Origin of the sequence: Actinopolymorpha rutila, from assembly GCF_013407855.1 — a bacterium.
GTDB classification, from domain to species: Bacteria; Actinomycetota; Actinomycetes; order Propionibacteriales; family Actinopolymorphaceae; genus Actinopolymorpha; species Actinopolymorpha rutila.
Map to the genome: position 1 here is coordinate 5,899,117 of NZ_JACBZH010000001.1, position 15,406 is coordinate 5,914,522.

The window sequence follows — 15,406 nt, forward strand, 5'->3', positions numbered from 1 at the left end:
TCTCACTCGATGCGCAGCTCGAGGCCGTGCACACGCGTGATCGTCGTGGTGTCCACCTCACCGGCGAGGTCGCCGACCCGGCCCTGGCCGGGAATCACGCCGTCGGCGTCGACCGACGCCCACGGGAGGACCACGAACGCCCGCTCGTGCGCGCGGGGGTGCGGGAGCACGAAGTCGTCCTCCTCGATCACCTTGTCGCCGACCACTACCAGGTCGACGTCGAGGGTGCGGGGAGCGCCCGGCTCGGTGCGAACCCGGCCGAAGGCGTCCTCGATCGCCAGCGCCCGCTCCAGCAGGGTGCGGGCGTGCAGCGTCGAGTCGACCACCACCACGGCGTTCAGGAAGTCGGGCGAGCCCTCGGGTCCGCCGACGGCCGCACTCTCATAGACCGGCGACACCCCGACGACCTCGAGGTCCGGGGTGTCCGCCACCGCGTTCAGGGCGCCCTGCAGGTTGGCAACCCGGTCGCCCAGGTTGCTGCCCAGCGCGACCACGACCCGCCGGATCGGGCGGAACCCACCGGTCAACGTGTCGGCGTCGATGATGTGCGGGTTGGGGGTCTCGTTCACGTACGGCTCCGGTGGATGGTCACGGCGACGTCGTCGAGCGAAAGCCCGACCGGCGCCTCGGGCTTGTGCAGGGTGACCTCGACGTGCTCGACCCGCGGGTGGTCGAGGCAGAGGTCGGCGACGCGCTGCGCCACCGTCTCGATGAGGTCAACGGGTTGCCTGCCCACGGCGTCGGCGACCTGGGTCGCCAGCAGTGAGTAGTCGAGTGTCTGCGACAGGTCGTCGGCCAGGGCCGCCGGCCGGGTGTCGACGCCGAGTGCCACGTCGACCACGAAGGTCTGACCCTGTGCGCGCTCTTCCGGGTGGACACCATGGTGGCCGAAGACGCGGAGCCCACGCAGGGTGATCAGATCAGCCACTATGTCCTCCTCCCGGTCGAAACATCCCTGGCCAGACAGTACCGGCGCGCCCAGTCATAACGACAACCCGAGGGGCCTGTTTGTTTCGTTCGCGGCACGGCTGATGGCAGGGCGGGTGAGCGATCCCCACAGTGTTCACCACCCGCTCACGGCCTGGTCACAGCGTGTTCGCGGGGGTCGCCAGGTGGTGATCACGTGCGGGTTTCGGGTCGGTCGCGGCCGGTGTCGTGCCCTGTCGGGGCCGCACCCCAGGCGGCGGCCACCTTGACACCGTCCAGAGTTGGCCGGACGGCGTGAGACCGGACACACCACGCACCGGCCGCCGCCGCCAGCACCGCGACCGCCGCGCTGGCGTCGTCGCGGCCGACGGTGCGTCGCCGTTGCCCGGTCTCGGGGTCGGCCAGCAGGTTTCCGAGGAACGTCTTGCGGGAGGCGGCGACCAGCACCGGGCGGCCGAGCGAGGCCAGCCGGTCGAACCCGGCCAGCAACGCCCAGTTGTGCTCGCCGGTCTTCGCGAACCCCAGGCCCGGGTCGATCGCCAGCCGCTCCGGCGCGATGCCCGCGGCCTCGGCGGCCGCCAACCGGTCACCCAGCTCGGTGACCACCGTCTCCACCACGTCGTCGTAGGTCGCGTGCTGCTGCATCCGCGCCGAGTGCGCCCGCCAGTGCATACAGATGTACGGGACCCCCGCGCCCGCGACGAAGGGCAGCATCCGCGGATCGGCCAGGCCGCCGGACACGTCGTTGACCATCACCGCGCCGGCCTCGACCGTCTCCTGGGCGACCCGCGAGCGCATGGTGTCGACCGAGACCAGCGCACCGGCGCCGGCCAGCGCCCGCACGACCGGCAGGACCCGGGCCAGCTCCTCCTCCTCAGAGGGCCGGTCGGCGCCGGGACGGGTCGACTCACCGCCCACGTCGAGCAGGTCGGCGCCTTCGCCGAGCAGCTCGTGGCCGTGGGCGATCGCCTTGTCGGGCTCCAGCCACTGGCCGCCGTCGGAGAACGAGTCGGGCGTGACGTTGATGACCCCCATCACCAGCGCGCGGCGGGGCTGGGGCAGGCCAGGGAGGTATGCCGTGGGTACACCGCTCACCCGCACGACCTCACCTCACTTCGTCTCGTGGCGCCCGGCGCCGGTGGCCAACGTCGGCGGCAGGCCTTGACGCGCAGTCAGGCCACCACGACCTTCAGCGCGACACCAACTCGGCATTCAGCTCGGCATCAGCCCAGCCATCTGCCCAGCCACCCCGAACCGGGAGGTCACCGGATGTCCTTCGACCCCACCAGATCCGCGGCGCCGGCCGGCGTCGCCCGCGCGGCGATCGTAGAGCCTCGCTCCGACACCCGTCGCGTCGCCGTCCTCCTCGCCGCGTTCCTGCTCGCCCTGTCCGCCGTGGTCACCGTGGCACTGCCGGCCCGGACGGCTCGGGCGGCCGCGCCGGGCACACCGGCGGAGGCCACCACCGCCGACACCACCGCCGCGGCCGGTGGTGCCCGGGTCGTCGACGAGGAGCAGGTCGCGCCCCGCCAGGTCGACCTGACGATCGACTCACCGGCGCTCGGTACGACCGCCAAGGTCCGGTTGCTGACGCCGGACGGCTGGGAGCACCGGAGTCCGGGGCAGCACTGGCCGGTGCTCTACCTGCTGCACGGCTGCTGCGGCGACTACACCAGCTGGACAGCGCTCACCGACGTGGCCACCATCCCCGGGCTGCGGAACGTTCTCGTGGTGATGCCGGAGGCGGGCAACGTCGGCTTCTACAGCGACTGGTACAACGCCGGGCAGGCAGGTCCGCCCGCCTGGGAGCGGTTCCACCTGACGGAGGTACGCCGGATCGTCGAACGCGACTACGGCGCCGGCAACCGCCGGGTGGTCGCCGGGCTGTCGATGGGCGGCTTCGGCGCGTTGTCGTACGCCGGCCGGCACCCGGGGATGTTCCGCGCCGCCGCGTCGGACAGCGGCGTCGTCGACACCCGGTACACGCCCGGCGCGACGCAGTTCGTCCTCGACCTGGCCGGCGGCTACGTCGACGACCCGCTGAGGCTGTGGGGCGACCCGCGTGCCCAGGCGAGCGTGTGGGCCGCGCACAACCCGGCGGACCTGGTGCCCCGGCTGCGGCACCTCCCGCTCTACCTGTCCTGCGGCAACGGCCAGGCGGGTCCGCTCGACCCGCCGGGGCGCACGAGCGCGTACGAGACGCTCTTCGAGTCCGAGAATCGGGTGCTGGCCGACCGGCTGCGGCAGGCCGGGGCACATCAGCTGGAGACCCACTTCTACGGGCCCGGAACCCACAGCTGGCCTTACTGGCAACGCGAACTCCACCGCTCGCTGCCCATGCTGCTCGACGCCCTGCGCTGATTGCCGGGGATTGCCGGGGAAGGGCCCGAAAGCCGGGGACCTTTGGTACGTTGACTGCGGGTGAGGGATGGGTCACAGCTCGAAAGGGCGGCGGAGATTCCGGCCGCCCACGTGAAAGGAGAGTCATGAGCCCCGCCACCGCCGACGTCACCGTCATCCCCCCGGCCGACGTCGCGCCCGCCGAGCCCGTCACCCGGGTCGAGATCCTGGAGATTCTCGACGACGCGTTCGCGACCGGCCCCGCCTCCCGCGGCCAGCTCGTCCAAACCGCACGTGCCCAGGGCGCCCGACGTGAGGTCGTCTCGCTGCTGGAGCAGATCCCCGACCGGCACTACATCCACCAGCGCCAGCTGTGGGTGCACATGCCGCACGTCCCGGTCGGGTTGTAGGACGAGGCGACCGGCCTCGAGGCACCACCCGAGTCCCCTTGCGCAGGCCGGATCCGCCCGCGCAGTACGAATCCCCCAGGTGAAGTTCGAATCCCTCTGTTCAGTACGACGGTGCCGGCGGCTCTCCCTGCCAGGAGGGCCGCCGGCACCGCTCGGGACAAAGTCGGGGCGTGGCCGCGTGCCAGGCGCCGGAGTCGGGGGCCCCGCTCAGGCGCCGATGATGAGGCTCATCGCCTCGGCCCGGGTCGTCGGGTCGCGCAGCTGTCCGCGCACCGCCGACGTCACGGTCTTCGCGCCCGGCTTGCGTACGCCCCGCATGGTCATGCACAGGTGCTCGCACTCGATCACCACGATGACGCCGCGGGGAGACAGGATGCGCATCATCGCGTCCGCCACCTGGGTGGTGAGCCGCTCCTGCACCTGTGGCCGCTTCGCGTACACGTCGACCAGCCGGGCCAGCTTGGACAGCCCGGTGATCTGCCCCTCGGCGTTCGGGATGTAGCCGATGTGCGCGTTGCCGGTGAACGGCACCAGGTGGTGCTCGCACACCGACCACACCTCGATGTCCTTGACCAGGACCATCTCGTCGTGGCCGAGGTCGAACGTCGTGCTCAGCACCGACTCCGGCGACATCCGGAGGCCGGCGAACATCTCGGCGTACGCCCGGGCGACCCGGGCCGGGGTGTCGCGCAGCCCCTCGCGGTCGGGGTCCTCCCCCACCGCGAGCAGCAGCTCACGGATGGCGCGTTCGGCCCGGCCGTGGTCGAACGGCGGTATCTCGGCGGCTTCGTGCAGATCTCTCACGTCAGTCACGCCACTCGCGTCTGCGGTCACGGCAGTCCTGTCGTCGGTCCCTGTGCCTCGTGGATCCCCGTTGGCCGGTCGTCGCCGGTCGTCGTCGGCCCGTCGATCCCGGCCGGGCGTCACGACGGCTCGGCGTGGTCCCCCGGAGTCGGGCGTCCGCCCTGCACGTCGGACTCGCCCTCCGGCGACGGTGCGATCACCAGGCCACCCTCGGGCTGGTTGCCGTTGGGCGACAGCGCCACCGGTGCGTCGACCGGCGGGATGTCGGACGGCCGGCGGGTGGGCGACCCGGTCCAGGCGGGCCGGATCGGACGGCGGCGGATCGGCTGGAAGACCGTCTCGATCTCGCCCTTGTCCAGGGTCTCGTGCTCGAACAGCTCCAGCACGAGGCTGTCCAGGACGTCGCGGTTCTCGACCAGGATGTCGAACGCTTCCTGGTGGGCGTTGTCGACCAGGCGGCGGACCTCCTCGTCGACCAGGGCGGCGACCTCTTCGGAGTAGTTGCGCTGGTGGCCGATGTCGCGACCCAGGAAGGGCTCGCCGTTGTTCTCGCCGAACCTGATGGCGCCGAGGCGTTCGGTCATGCCGTACTGCGTGACCATCGCCCGGGCCAGCGCGCTCGCCTTCTCGATGTCGTTGGCCGCACCGGTCGTCGGGTCGTGGAAGACGAGCTCCTCGGCGGCCCGGCCACCCATCATGTACGCGAGCTTGTCCAGCATCTCCGACCGGGTGGTGGAGTACTTGTCCTCGTCCGGCAGCACCATGGTGTAACCGAGCGCCCGGCCGCGCGGAAGGATCGTGACCTTGTGCACCGGGTCGGTGCCCGGCAGCGCCGCCGCCACCAGGGCGTGCCCGCCCTCGTGGTAGGCGGTGATCTTCTTTTCCTTGTCGCTCATCAGGCGGGTGCGCTTCTGCGGACCGGCGATCACCCGGTCGATGGCCTCGTCGAGGGAGTCGTCGTCGATGAGCTTCTTGTTCTGCCGGGCGGTGAGCAGCGCCGCCTCGTTCAGCACGTTGGCCAGGTCGGCACCGCTGAATCCGGGCGTGCGCCGGGCCACTGCCAGCAGGTCGACCTCGGGCTGGACGGGCTTGCCGCGCGCGTGCACCTGGAGGATCTTGTGCCGGCCGAGCAGGTCGGGCGCCTCGACGCTGATCTGCCGGTCGAAGCGGCCCGGGCGCAGCAGTGCCGGGTCGAGGATGTCGGGCCGGTTGGTGGCCGCGATCAGGATGACTCCGCCGCGTACGTCGAAGCCGTCCATCTCGACCAGCAACTGGTTGAGGGTCTGCTCGCGCTCGTCGTGGCCACCGCCGAGGCCGGCGCCGCGGTGGCGGCCCACCGCGTCGATCTCGTCGATGAAGACGATGGCGGGCGCGTTGGCCTTGGCCTGCTCGAACAGGTCGCGCACCCGGGAGGCGCCGACACCGACGAACATCTCCACGAAGTCCGAACCGGAGATGGAGTAGAAGGGGACGCCGGCCTCACCCGCGACCGCGCGGGCCAGCAGGGTCTTACCGGTGCCGGGCTGGCCATAGAGGAGAACGCCCTTCGGGATCTTCGCTCCCACGGCCTGGAACTTCGCCGGCTCCTGCAGGAACTCCTTGATCTCGCCGAGTTCCTCGATCGCCTCGTCGCAGCCGGCGACGTCGTTGAACGTGGACTTCGGGGTGTCCTTGCTGATCAGCTTGGCCTTGGACTTGCCGAAGTTCATCACGCGGCTGCCGCCGCCCTGGAACTGGTTCATCAGGAACAGGAACAGCAGGGCGATCAGCACGAACGGCAACAGGGTCGACAGCAGCGACCCGAACAGGCTGGGCTGTGCGATCTCGACGTTGTAGCCCTGGGGCAGTTGCTTCTGGTCGGCCTTCTGCTGGAGCAGCTTCTGCAGCTCGAGGTCCTGGCCGTTCACCCAGGCGGCGCGCAACTTCTTGCCGTCCTTGGTGGTGATCCGGATCTCCTGGTCGGTGCCGCCGACGATGACGGCGGAGGCGACGCGGTTGGACCGGATCTGGTCGACGACCTTGTAGGTGTCCTCGGCCTGGAAACCGCCCGACCGCGAGGCGATTTCACCGACGAACAGGATCGCGATGATGAGTACGGCGATCCAGAAGATCGGCCCGCGGAAGAATCGCTTGACGTCCATACTCCCGGGGCTTTAGGCCCCGTCCCTCCTGCTCATCGTTCCGCATCGCCAGTGGGCGCTGCGGTGCTTCAGAACGACCGTCCCTCGAACGGTGATCGCACCGCTCTTGCCCCACGACGTGAGGAGAGTACGACGGTACACCGGCCACTCGGCCGACACACCACGGCGTACTCTGGCCCGTCTATCTCAACAGACGCAACGTCGCAGGTCAGGTCGAGTGTTCCCAGCCGCACCCGTTAGTGGTGCGGATCTGGGCGAAACAACCCCGAACCGGCACGCCGAGCGACGCGCCGACCTCGTGCGGTCGTGGCGGCTGCCTCCCAGTCGGCCTCCCTTCGGCGCCTCTCCTACCCGATGCCCGCCCGGTCGGCTGCTCAGTCCGGTGCCCGATCCGGGTGGTTCGGGCCGAGCCGTTCAGTCGGAGTACACGTGTGGTGCGAGCGTGCCGACACAGCGCAGGTTTCGGTAACGCTCGGCGTGGTCAAGGCCGTAACCGACGACGAACTCGTCGGGAATGTCGAAACCGACATACTTCACCGAGACGGCCATCTTGGCCGCCTCCGGCTTGCGCAGAAGGGTACAGATCTCCACCGACGCCGCACCCCGGGACCGCAGATTGGCCACCAGCCAGGACAGCGTGAGCCCGGTGTCGATGATGTCCTCGACGATGAGCACGTTGCGCCCGGTGATGTCGGTGTCGAGGTCCTTGAGGATTCGCACCACACCCGAGGAGCGCGTGCCCGAGCCGTAGGAGGAGTACGCCACCCAGTCCATCTCGGCGTGCCGGGTGAGCGCGCGGGCGAAGTCGGCCATGACCATGACCGCGCCCTTCAGCACGCCGACGAGCAGGAGCTCCTTGCCGTCGTAGTCGCGTTCGACCGCGGCGGCGAGCTCGAGGATCTTGCTCTGGATTTCCTCCTCGGTGAGGAGGACGGCCTTAAGGTCCTGACTGATGTGCTCGGGGTCCACCGCGCAGCTCCGCATCTCGAACCGGGCATCTGGCGTCAGCGTCCCACACCTGCCCGGCCTCGGGGACCCGCACCCCGCGCCGCGTCACCGCTCCCGGCGTAGGCGAATCTCTCCGTCACCCCGGGTGACCCGAACGTCGCCGGGCACCTCCACCCACGCCTGGCCGTGCCAGTCGGTGACCAGGGCGTCGAGCGCGCAGAGGTGGCCCGCGGTGAGGTCGGTGCCGGGGCAACCGGCCGCCAGGGCCGCGTGCCGCAGCACCCGGCGCCGGATCGCCGCCGGCAGCACGGCGAGCACCTCGACGTCGAGCGAGACCGCACTTCCGCCCTCCCCCGGACCCGTCAGCCGGGGCGTACGACATTTCGCGTACGCCTCGCCGGCCCACTCGTCCAGCGCGTCGGCGTCGTCTCGGAGCAGGTCACCGGTACGGGCCAGGGCGGCGGCGACGCCGGGGCCGAGCTCGCGTTCGAGCATCGGCAGCACCTGGTGGCGTACCCGGGAGCGGGTGTACGCCGGGTCGGTGTTGTGCGGGTCGGACCAGAACCTCAGCCCCTCCGCCGTACACGCCGCCTCGGTGGTGGCGCGGGTCAGGCCGAGCAGGGGGCGGCGGTAGCGCCCGGCCTCGGCGCCGCCGGGCGACATCCCCGCCAGCGAACGCGTACCGGAGCCGCGGGCCAGGCCGAGGAGCACGGTCTCGGCCTGGTCGTCGAGGGTGTGCCCGAGCAGGACGGCGGCCGCGTCGTGCCGGTCGGCCACCTCGTCCAGCGCGGCGTACCGGGCCCGCCGGGCGGCCGCCTCGGGTCCGCCTGCTCCCTCGACTCGTACGGTCGCCGTCTCCACCGGCGACAGGCCGAGGGTCCGGAGGAACGCCTCGACCGCGGCGGCGCGCTCGGCCGACCCGGCCTGCAGCCCGTGGTCGACTGTCACAGCGCCGGCGGACCAGTCCGCCCGCGCGGCCTCGAACGCCGTGGCCGCGGCCAGCGCGGTGGAGTCGGCGCCGCCGGAGCAGGCCACCAGCACCCGCGCCCCCGGTGGGAGGTCGGCGAGTGCCCGGCGGACCGCCAGCCGGACCGACGCGACGGCGGGGTGCGGCCCCATGGATCAGCCTTCGCTCCGGTTCTTCGGTGCTGGTTCGGTGCGCGTTCGGATGCCGGTCGGTGCAGGTCGGTGCCGGGTCAGTTCGGGAAGCCGTGCACCCGCCGCACCCAGGCGTCGGGGTCGGTGATCTCGGTCTTGGTCGGCAGCGCGTCCGGACCGGACCAGACCTGGTTGAAGCCGTCCTGGCCCACCCGGCTGACGACGGTGCGCACGAACGCCGCGCCGTCGCGGTACTGCCGGAGCTTCGCGTCCAGGCCGAGCATGCGCTTGAGCAGCTGGTCGAGCCAGTTGCCACCGCCCCTGCGCTGCTGGAAGCGGTCGCGGATCGTGGCCACGGACGGGATGACCTCCGGGCCCACGCCGTCCATCACGACGTCGGCGTGACCCTCCAGCAGGGACATGACGGCCGTGACCCGGTCGAGCACCTCCCGCTGTTCGGGGGTCTGCACCAGGTCGAGGAACGACATACCCTGCTCGCCGCCGCCGCGGGCCATCCGGCCGACCTGCTCCAGACCCTGGCGCAGCTGGCCGAACACCGCACTCGGGTCGAGGTCGGTGTGCTCGAGGAACGACCTGATCTGGCCACGGAGGTGGTCGCGCAGCCACGGGACGGCGGTGAACTGCACGCGGTGGGTCTCCTCGTGCAGGCACACCCACAGGCGGAAGTCGCGCGGGTCGACCTCCAGCTCGCGTTCGATGTGGGCGACGTTGGGGGCGACCAGCAGCAGCCGGCCCACCGGCGGCGCGGTCGCCGCCACCTCGGCGGAGTGGCCGTCGGGGCCGCCCACGGGCTCGACGAACGCGCCGGTGCCGGCGTCGTGGGGCTGCTCCGCGCTGTGCCGCGGCTCGGGCACCGCCGCCGGGGTGTCGTCGGACCAGAACGGGTCGAACTGCCCGAGCACCTTGCTGGACAGGAACGCCAGCAGGGCACCGGTCTCCACACCGGTCACCCGTGAACCGAGGGCGCCCATCGGCGAGTCGGACCCGCGCCGCTCGGCCAGCTTCTCGGCCAGCGGCTCGAGGATCTGCCGGAACGCGTCGACGTTGGCCTGGGTCCAGCCGGCACGGTCGACCACGACGACCGGAGCCCGGGCGCCGGTGGCCCGCAGTCCGGTGTAGGCGCGCACGTGTCCCTCGGCCTGCTGGGCGAACTCGCGAAGGTCGGCGACCACCCGTCGCGCCTCGTCGACGCTGACGTCGGGTCCGGGTCGAAGAAGACGGCGTGCGGTCGTGAGCGCGAGGTCCCAGTCGACCATGGAGTCGATGCCGTCAGCTGCCTCGGTTTGACTCATTCCCCCACCGTACGCGCTCCCGCCGACGCTCCAGCGAGCGATGCGAAAGCTCCGGGCCCGGCCAGGGCAGGTCCCTGCGGGTCTCCCGGGGACTGCCCAGGAGATTGCCCGGGAGATTGCCCGGGAGATTGCGCAGGAGATTGCGCAGGGCAGTTGCGGGGGGTCGGTCCACGGCCCGGGGTCCGGGTCGAGCGGACCGGGCTCGCCCCCGAACCGGTTTCCGGTCAGCGGCAACCGCAGGTGGCGAGCTTGGCCGCGAGGTTGTCGATCGCCCCGTGGGGGTCGTATTTGGTGGCCTTGTCCGACATCACGGCGAAGGCCAGCGTGGCACCGTCCCTGGTGGTCGCCAGGCCGGCCAGCGACGACACTCCACTCAGCGTGCCGGTCTTGGCCCGCACCAGGCCCACACCGTCGGACCCGCCGAACCGCCGGGCGAGGCTGCCGGTGAAGCCGGCGATCGGCAGGCTGGTGAGGAGCGGGCGAAGCTTCGGGTTCTGCGACCGGGACGCCACCACGAGAACCTTGCTGAGTACGTCGGCACTGATCCGGTTGTGCCGGGACAGCCCGCTTCCGTCATACAACGAGATCTTGTCCGCCCCCGCCACGCCGAGCCGGGCGAGTTCCGCCTTGACCGCCGCGGCCGCTCCGGCGGACGTCGCCGGCTTCCCCGAGGCCACCGCCACCTGCCGGGCGAGGATCTCCGCGCCGTCGTTGTCGCTGACCAGCAGCACGTGTTCGATGAGGTCGGCCAGCGGCGGTGACTGCACCGACGCGATGGTGGCGGCCTTCGCAGGTGCCCGGCCGTGCGCCGGCTCGCCCGTGACGGTGATGCCGTTCTTGCGCAGGGCGGCCACGAACGCGTCGCCGGCCGCCACCGCCGGATCCTTGGCCCGCGGCAGCTGGGAGGGCCAGGACAGCTTGTTCTCGTCCACCCACAGCGCGGAGACCCGGGCCACCACGCCGGTCGGGACGTACTGCTCCTCCCACTCGGGGTTGACCTGCTCGGAGAACAACGAGTCGTCCACGAGGACGCCCACCGACGTGGTGCCGGCGGCGCGGAGCGCCTTGGCGGTACCGGCGGCGAGGCCGTCCACCGTCGGGGCGTCGCGGAAGCTGTGCGCGGGGTCGACGATCCGGCTCCTCGCGGCGGCGGTCGCCAGCGACGGGTCGCCGCCGCCGACCAGGACGATCTGCCCCGCCTTGGCGCCGCGGACCACCTTCGTGGTGAACCGGTGGTCCGGGCCGAGCAGGCCGAGCGCGGCGGTGCTGGTGAGCAGCTTCGTGGTGGACGCCGGGATGAAACCGGTCGACTGGTCCTTGCCGTAGAGCAGCCGGCCCGAGGTGACGTCCCGGATGGCGACCGAGGTGGGCTGCTTGGCGAGTTCGGGTACGCCGAGCGCGGACTTCAGGGCCGCCGCCAGGCCGGAGGCCGTGGGAAGCACCTCGGAGGGGGGCGGAAGGACGGCCCGCGCGGCCGGTCGGGTGGGCGTGGGTCTCGCCGTCGGCGAGGACGAGGAGGAGCTACGGCCGGCTCCTGGCGACTGCGCGACGCCGGTCCCGAAGCCACCCAGGCGTACCGCACCGGTCGCCACCGCGGCGACACCGGCGGCCACCAGGGCGCAGACCAGCAGGATCGCCACCCCCACCGCGCTCAGGCGCCGGCGAGGCCCGGGGATGCCGGTCTCGATCAGGGACCCGCCGGCCGGGGTCCGCGGGTGGTCGGCAGCCGGGTCGTCCGCGGATCGGTCTTCCGCGGATCGGTCGTCCGCGGATCGGTCGTCCGCGGATCGGTCGTCCGCGGATCGGTCATCCGCGGAAGGGTGGTCGGCGGCCGGGGTGTCCTCGGCGTCCCGGGCGCGTTCGGCCTGACGCCGGCGGCGCTCGTCCGCCCACCAGTCGGCGCTCGGGTCGGACACGGCGCCCTCCCTCCCGTGCCCCCCGCGGCCGGTCCCCTCGGGTTCGCCGCCGTGGGCATGCCTGTCGTCTCGTCGATCCGGCACGTGTCGTTCCTCCCCGATCCGCCGGCGGCGGGTGGGTGACTCCCCGGCGCGGCACGGAAACCGTGCGACAGCACCGAAGGGGCCGACCCCCGAAAGCCCACCGTCCAGATACCCCGACCTGCCGGGTGACCTTACGTGTTGGACAGCACCGACCTGCCGAGACCCTCCCACGGCCGGCCCTCGTCGAGGGGCCGATCCGCAACGATCGGGCGTTCCGAGCAGTTCGCCGAACGCCCTGCCACCGCCAACTCCGCACGTGCGGGACACTGTGCGGGCAGTCCTTGAGACGAAAGGCAGGCGTTGTGGACGTCGACGTGACGATCGAGATCCCCAAGGGTCAGCGCAACAAGTACGAGATGGATCACGTGACCGGCCGGATCCGGTTGGACCGGACCCTCTTCACCGCGACGCAGTATCCGGCCGACTACGGGTTCGTCGATGACACCCTCGGCCAGGACGGCGACCCGCTCGACGCCCTCGTCCTGCTGCAGGAACCCACCTTCCCGGGCTGCCTTATCTGTGCCCGGCCGATCGCGATGTTCCGGATGCGCGACGAGAAGGGCCGCGACGACAAGGTTCTGTGTGTCCCGTCCAATGACCCGCGACTGGCCCACCTGCAGGACATCAGCGACGTGCCGGAGTTCGACCGGTTGGAGATCCAGCACTTCTTCGAGGTCTACAAGGAACTCGAGCCGGGCAAGTCGGTGGAGGGCGCCACCTGGGTGGGCCGCGCCGAGGCCGAGGAGGAGATCCTCGCCTCCATCCAGCGCGCGAAGGACAACGGCGGTCACTGACCCCGCCGCTGACCCCACCGACCGCGCCGACCGCGCCGCTGACCGTCGGTGCCGCCGTCGGCTCCGAGTGGTGACGTTCGGAGCCGGCGGCTGATCACCCTTCCGCCGGCGCGCCGACGGTGACCGAAGAGCCGCCGCGCACCCGCAGCCTGGCCGCCGCCGAGCCCTCGTTGACCGCCAGGGCGAGCCGCCGGTCGGAGTCGAGGTAGGCGAGGAGTTCACCGGCCGGCACGTCGCCGAACGCCCGGCCGACCCGCGCGCGGTCGCGTACTCCACCCGGCCCGCCCGGCTCGCGTGACTCTTCCGGCTCCCCCGGCCCGGCCGTCGCCACGTCAACCCAGCCTTGCGCCGCCCACTCGGCCAGCACCGCGAGGTCGGACTCGTCTCCCGCCAACTGCACGTTGCCGTAGTGGTCGACGTACGTCACCTCACAGGTGAGTGACGCGGCCGTTCTGGTCCTCGCCGGCGCGGGCAACCGCACCAGCGAGTCGACCGCCACCAACTCACCCACGTCGCCGAGGGAACCGCCGCCGGCGAGGAACGCCCCGACCGGCATGAAGACGTCCCGTCCGTGGAACGTCCGGTCCACCTCCGGCAACCACAACTCCGTGTTGGTGAGCGTGTATGCGTCCGACACTCCGCCGAGCACGTCCGCCGCCGGCGGCAGCAGGCCGTTGTCCGGGCCGACCAGCACACTCGAACCGGCCCGCAGGGCCAGTCCCCGGCGGGCGGTCCCGACGCCGGGATCGACGACCGCGACGTAGACCGCCGGCGGCAGGTGCCGGGCGACCCGCGCCAGCACGGTCGCACCATGGCGTACGTCCTGCGGCGGCACGTCGTGGGTGAGGTCGAGCACCCTGGCCGACGGCGCCCGGGTCGCGGCGACCCCGTGGCAGACGGCGGCGAAACCGTCCCGCGTGCCGTAGTCGGTGAGGAAGGCGATCAGGTCCGGCATGCTCGCCGATTGTGCCGGGGCTCAGCGTGGCCGGGCGAGCTGGGTGGGCCTGCCCATGTAGAACATCGACTTGACCTCGACGTCACGGCCGGGGCGCGGCGCCTGCACCATCTTGCCGTTCCCGATGTACATCGCCACGTGGTAGATCGTGTTGGAGTCACGGGGATTGCTCGCCCAGAACAACAGGTCTCCGGGGCGCAGGTCGCCCAGCCCTATCCGCCGCGACTGCCAGTACTGCCCGCGGGCGAAGTGCGGCATCGAGATGCCGGCGTGGTCCCAGGCCCGCATGGTCAGTCCGGAGCAGTCCCAGCTACCCGGGCCGGTGGCGCCGAAGACGTACGGCTCACCGAGCTGGCTCAGCGCGTACGCCACCGCAAGCTCGCCTTGACGCGACGACCCGCCCCTGCCCGGCGAGGATCCGCCGCCGTCGCGCTTGTCCTTCTTTTTCTTGCGGTCCCTGCTGCCGCTGTTGCCGCCGTTACCACCGTTGCCGTTGTCGTCGGCCCGGTCCCGCGCGCGGTCCTCGTCGGAGCGTGCGCGCTCGGCCTGCGCGCGCAGGCGCGCCGCCTCCGCGCGCCGGCGCGCCTGCTCGGCCAGCCCTGCCTGACGTTTCGTCGCCAGGTCGGTGGAGATGTTCTGCAGTTCGGCGAGCCGGGCGACGAGGGCGGCCTTCCCGGCCTCGATCGAACCGACCGCCCGGGTCTGCGCGCTCAGTGCTGCCGTGGCCTGCTGTCTGGCCTTGTCCGCCTCCGCTGCCCGCCGGCGTTCGACACCCGCGGAAGCGGCGGCCTCCTGCGCGAGCACGTGCGAGACCGCCTGGCTGGCGCGCAGCCGCTGGTAGGCGTCGTTGGCGGAGGTGGACACCATCGAGGCGGTCGACGCGCGGTCCAGCATGGTGCGCGGGCCCTCGGCGTCCAGGTAGGCGACGATCTCGGTCAGCCGGCCGTCCTGGCTGTAGTCGGCAACCGCCAGGCGAGCCACCTCACGCCGGCGTTCCTCGGCCTGGCGACGTGCCCGGTCCGCCCGCGCCGCGGCGGCACTGGCGGCCTGGCCGGCTTTCGTACGACCGTAGACGGCGGTGTCGTAGTTCTCGACGGCCGTCTGCGCGGCGACGTCGAGCGCGCGCAGCCGGGCATCGGCCTCGGCGAGCCGGGCCTGCACCTGACCGACGTCGGCGGCCGCGGCCTCGGCCCGTCCACGCGCGGCCTCGACCTGGTGCCGGCTCGGGATGCTCGGCGGGTCGGGTGGTTCGGCGGCCGCGGGACCGGCGGTGGTCACCACCGCCACACCGATCAGCAGGGCGAGAGATTCCCGCACCCCCCGAGCCGACCGTGACCGTGACGACCGTGACGAGCACGGGTCGGACGACTCCACGTCGGGTGGCTCCACGGCGATCGCCTCCTCGCGGGCGGGAACCTCGCCCGCCAGAGAACAAACAACACCTGCCGCTCGGAAAGTACCTATCAGAGGGAGGCCGCGAAACGCCTTTGCCCAGTCAAGGTTGGCCAGTCCGGGCAGGATCGCGAAATGACGAGGGAAAACGCGCGGATGCCGGCGTCAGCGGCATTCGGGGATGGGCCGACCTCGCGATAGCGAAAGCACCCATAAACTCACGTACGTACGACAGAAGAAGGCTTCGTAACGGCAAGAACCTTCGTACGACAGAAGGCGTCGTA

General features: G+C 71.8%; 14 protein-coding genes. 3 read left to right on the forward strand and 11 right to left on the reverse strand.

From position 1 onward, the window contains the following. Positions 1-2: 2 nt before the first annotated feature. The 3 genes from folK to folP all read right to left on the reverse strand — a co-directional run bounded on the left by folK (position 3) and on the right by folP (position 1,962). Complete coding sequence (gene folK, locus F4554_RS26255) at positions 3-569, reverse strand: 2-amino-4-hydroxy-6-hydroxymethyldihydropteridine diphosphokinase (RefSeq protein ID WP_179790055.1); 567 nt, start codon at positions 567-569, stop codon at positions 3-5. Continuing rightward, positions 566-928, reverse strand: a complete 363-nt coding sequence (folB, locus tag F4554_RS26260) for a dihydroneopterin aldolase (protein WP_179790056.1) — start codon at positions 926-928, stop codon at positions 566-568. Before folB ends, folK begins: the two co-directional genes overlap by 4 nt. Before the next feature lie 191 nt (positions 929-1,119). After that, on the reverse strand, positions 1,120-1,962 hold the full coding sequence (gene folP / locus F4554_RS26265) for a dihydropteroate synthase (RefSeq protein WP_179791782.1): 843 nt from the start codon (positions 1,960-1,962) through the stop codon (positions 1,120-1,122). A gap of 234 nt (positions 1,963-2,196) precedes the next feature. Between folP and F4554_RS26270 the strand changes: the two genes are divergently transcribed. Next, positions 2,197-3,288: an alpha/beta hydrolase gene (locus tag F4554_RS26270; protein ID WP_179790057.1), complete on the forward strand. Its 1,092-nt coding sequence runs from the start codon at positions 2,197-2,199 to the stop codon at positions 3,286-3,288. 125 nt (positions 3,289-3,413) lie between these two features. Further along, complete coding sequence (locus F4554_RS26275) at positions 3,414-3,677, forward strand: DUF2795 domain-containing protein (protein ID WP_179790058.1); 264 nt, start codon at positions 3,414-3,416, stop codon at positions 3,675-3,677. Positions 3,678-3,884: 207 nt separating this feature from the next. On the opposite strand, the gene folE is transcribed toward F4554_RS26275, so the two are convergent. From folE to dacB, 6 genes are all read right to left on the reverse strand, one after another. Then, entirely contained in the window at positions 3,885-4,481 is a 597-nt protein-coding gene (gene folE / locus F4554_RS26280; RefSeq protein ID WP_425546753.1) for a GTP cyclohydrolase I FolE, read from the reverse strand. Positions 4,482-4,600: 119 nt separating this feature from the next. Further along, entirely contained in the window at positions 4,601-6,622 is a 2,022-nt protein-coding gene (ftsH, locus tag F4554_RS26285) for an ATP-dependent zinc metalloprotease FtsH (RefSeq protein WP_179790060.1), read from the reverse strand. A gap of 414 nt (positions 6,623-7,036) precedes the next feature. Next, on the reverse strand, positions 7,037-7,606 hold the full coding sequence (hpt, locus tag F4554_RS26290; RefSeq protein ID WP_202889467.1) for a hypoxanthine phosphoribosyltransferase: 570 nt from the start codon (positions 7,604-7,606) through the stop codon (positions 7,037-7,039). Positions 7,607-7,675: 69 nt separating this feature from the next. After that, positions 7,676-8,689: a tRNA lysidine(34) synthetase TilS gene (tilS, locus tag F4554_RS26295; RefSeq protein ID WP_179790062.1), complete on the reverse strand. Its 1,014-nt coding sequence runs from the start codon at positions 8,687-8,689 to the stop codon at positions 7,676-7,678. A 77-nt stretch (positions 8,690-8,766) separates the two neighbouring features. Then, positions 8,767-9,981, reverse strand: a complete 1,215-nt coding sequence (locus F4554_RS26300; RefSeq protein ID WP_238341408.1) for a zinc-dependent metalloprotease — start codon at positions 9,979-9,981, stop codon at positions 8,767-8,769. 224 nt (positions 9,982-10,205) lie between these two features. After that, on the reverse strand, positions 10,206-11,897 hold the full coding sequence (dacB, locus tag F4554_RS26305; protein WP_179790063.1) for a D-alanyl-D-alanine carboxypeptidase/D-alanyl-D-alanine endopeptidase: 1,692 nt from the start codon (positions 11,895-11,897) through the stop codon (positions 10,206-10,208). A 386-nt stretch (positions 11,898-12,283) separates the two neighbouring features. Between dacB and F4554_RS26310 the strand changes: the two genes are divergently transcribed. After that, on the forward strand, positions 12,284-12,775 hold the full coding sequence (locus F4554_RS26310) for an inorganic diphosphatase (protein WP_179790064.1): 492 nt from the start codon (positions 12,284-12,286) through the stop codon (positions 12,773-12,775). Between the two features lie 94 nt (positions 12,776-12,869). On the opposite strand, the gene F4554_RS26315 is transcribed toward F4554_RS26310, so the two are convergent. Continuing rightward, entirely contained in the window at positions 12,870-13,730 is an 861-nt protein-coding gene (locus F4554_RS26315) for an SAM hydrolase/SAM-dependent halogenase family protein (protein ID WP_179790065.1), read from the reverse strand. 21 nt (positions 13,731-13,751) lie between these two features. After that, positions 13,752-15,047: an NlpC/P60 family protein gene (locus tag F4554_RS33265; protein ID WP_179790066.1), complete on the reverse strand. Its 1,296-nt coding sequence runs from the start codon at positions 15,045-15,047 to the stop codon at positions 13,752-13,754. Positions 15,048-15,406 lie beyond the last annotated feature (359 nt).

What these genes read in the sequence shown, in the direction of transcription:
- ftsH (WP_179790060.1), bottom strand. Translation starts at nt 6,622, where the DNA reads ATGGACGTCAAGCGATTCTTCCGCGGGCCGATCTTCTGGATCGCCGTA.
- tilS (WP_179790062.1), bottom strand. Translation starts at nt 8,689, where the DNA reads ATGGGGCCGCACCCCGCCGTCGCGTCGGTCCGGCTGGCGGTCCGCCGG.
- F4554_RS26315 (WP_179790065.1), bottom strand. Translation starts at nt 13,730, where the DNA reads ATGCCGGACCTGATCGCCTTCCTCACCGACTACGGCACGCGGGACGGT.
- F4554_RS26270 (WP_179790057.1), top strand. Translation starts at nt 2,197, where the DNA reads ATGTCCTTCGACCCCACCAGATCCGCGGCGCCGGCCGGCGTCGCCCGC.
- folP (WP_179791782.1), bottom strand. Translation starts at nt 1,962, where the DNA reads ATGGGGGTCATCAACGTCACGCCCGACTCGTTCTCCGACGGCGGCCAG.
- F4554_RS26300 (WP_238341408.1), bottom strand. Translation starts at nt 9,981, where the DNA reads ATGAGTCAAACCGAGGCAGCTGACGGCATCGACTCCATGGTCGACTGG.
- F4554_RS26275 (WP_179790058.1), top strand. Translation starts at nt 3,414, where the DNA reads ATGAGCCCCGCCACCGCCGACGTCACCGTCATCCCCCCGGCCGACGTC.
- hpt (WP_202889467.1), bottom strand. Translation starts at nt 7,606, where the DNA reads ATGCGGAGCTGCGCGGTGGACCCCGAGCACATCAGTCAGGACCTTAAG.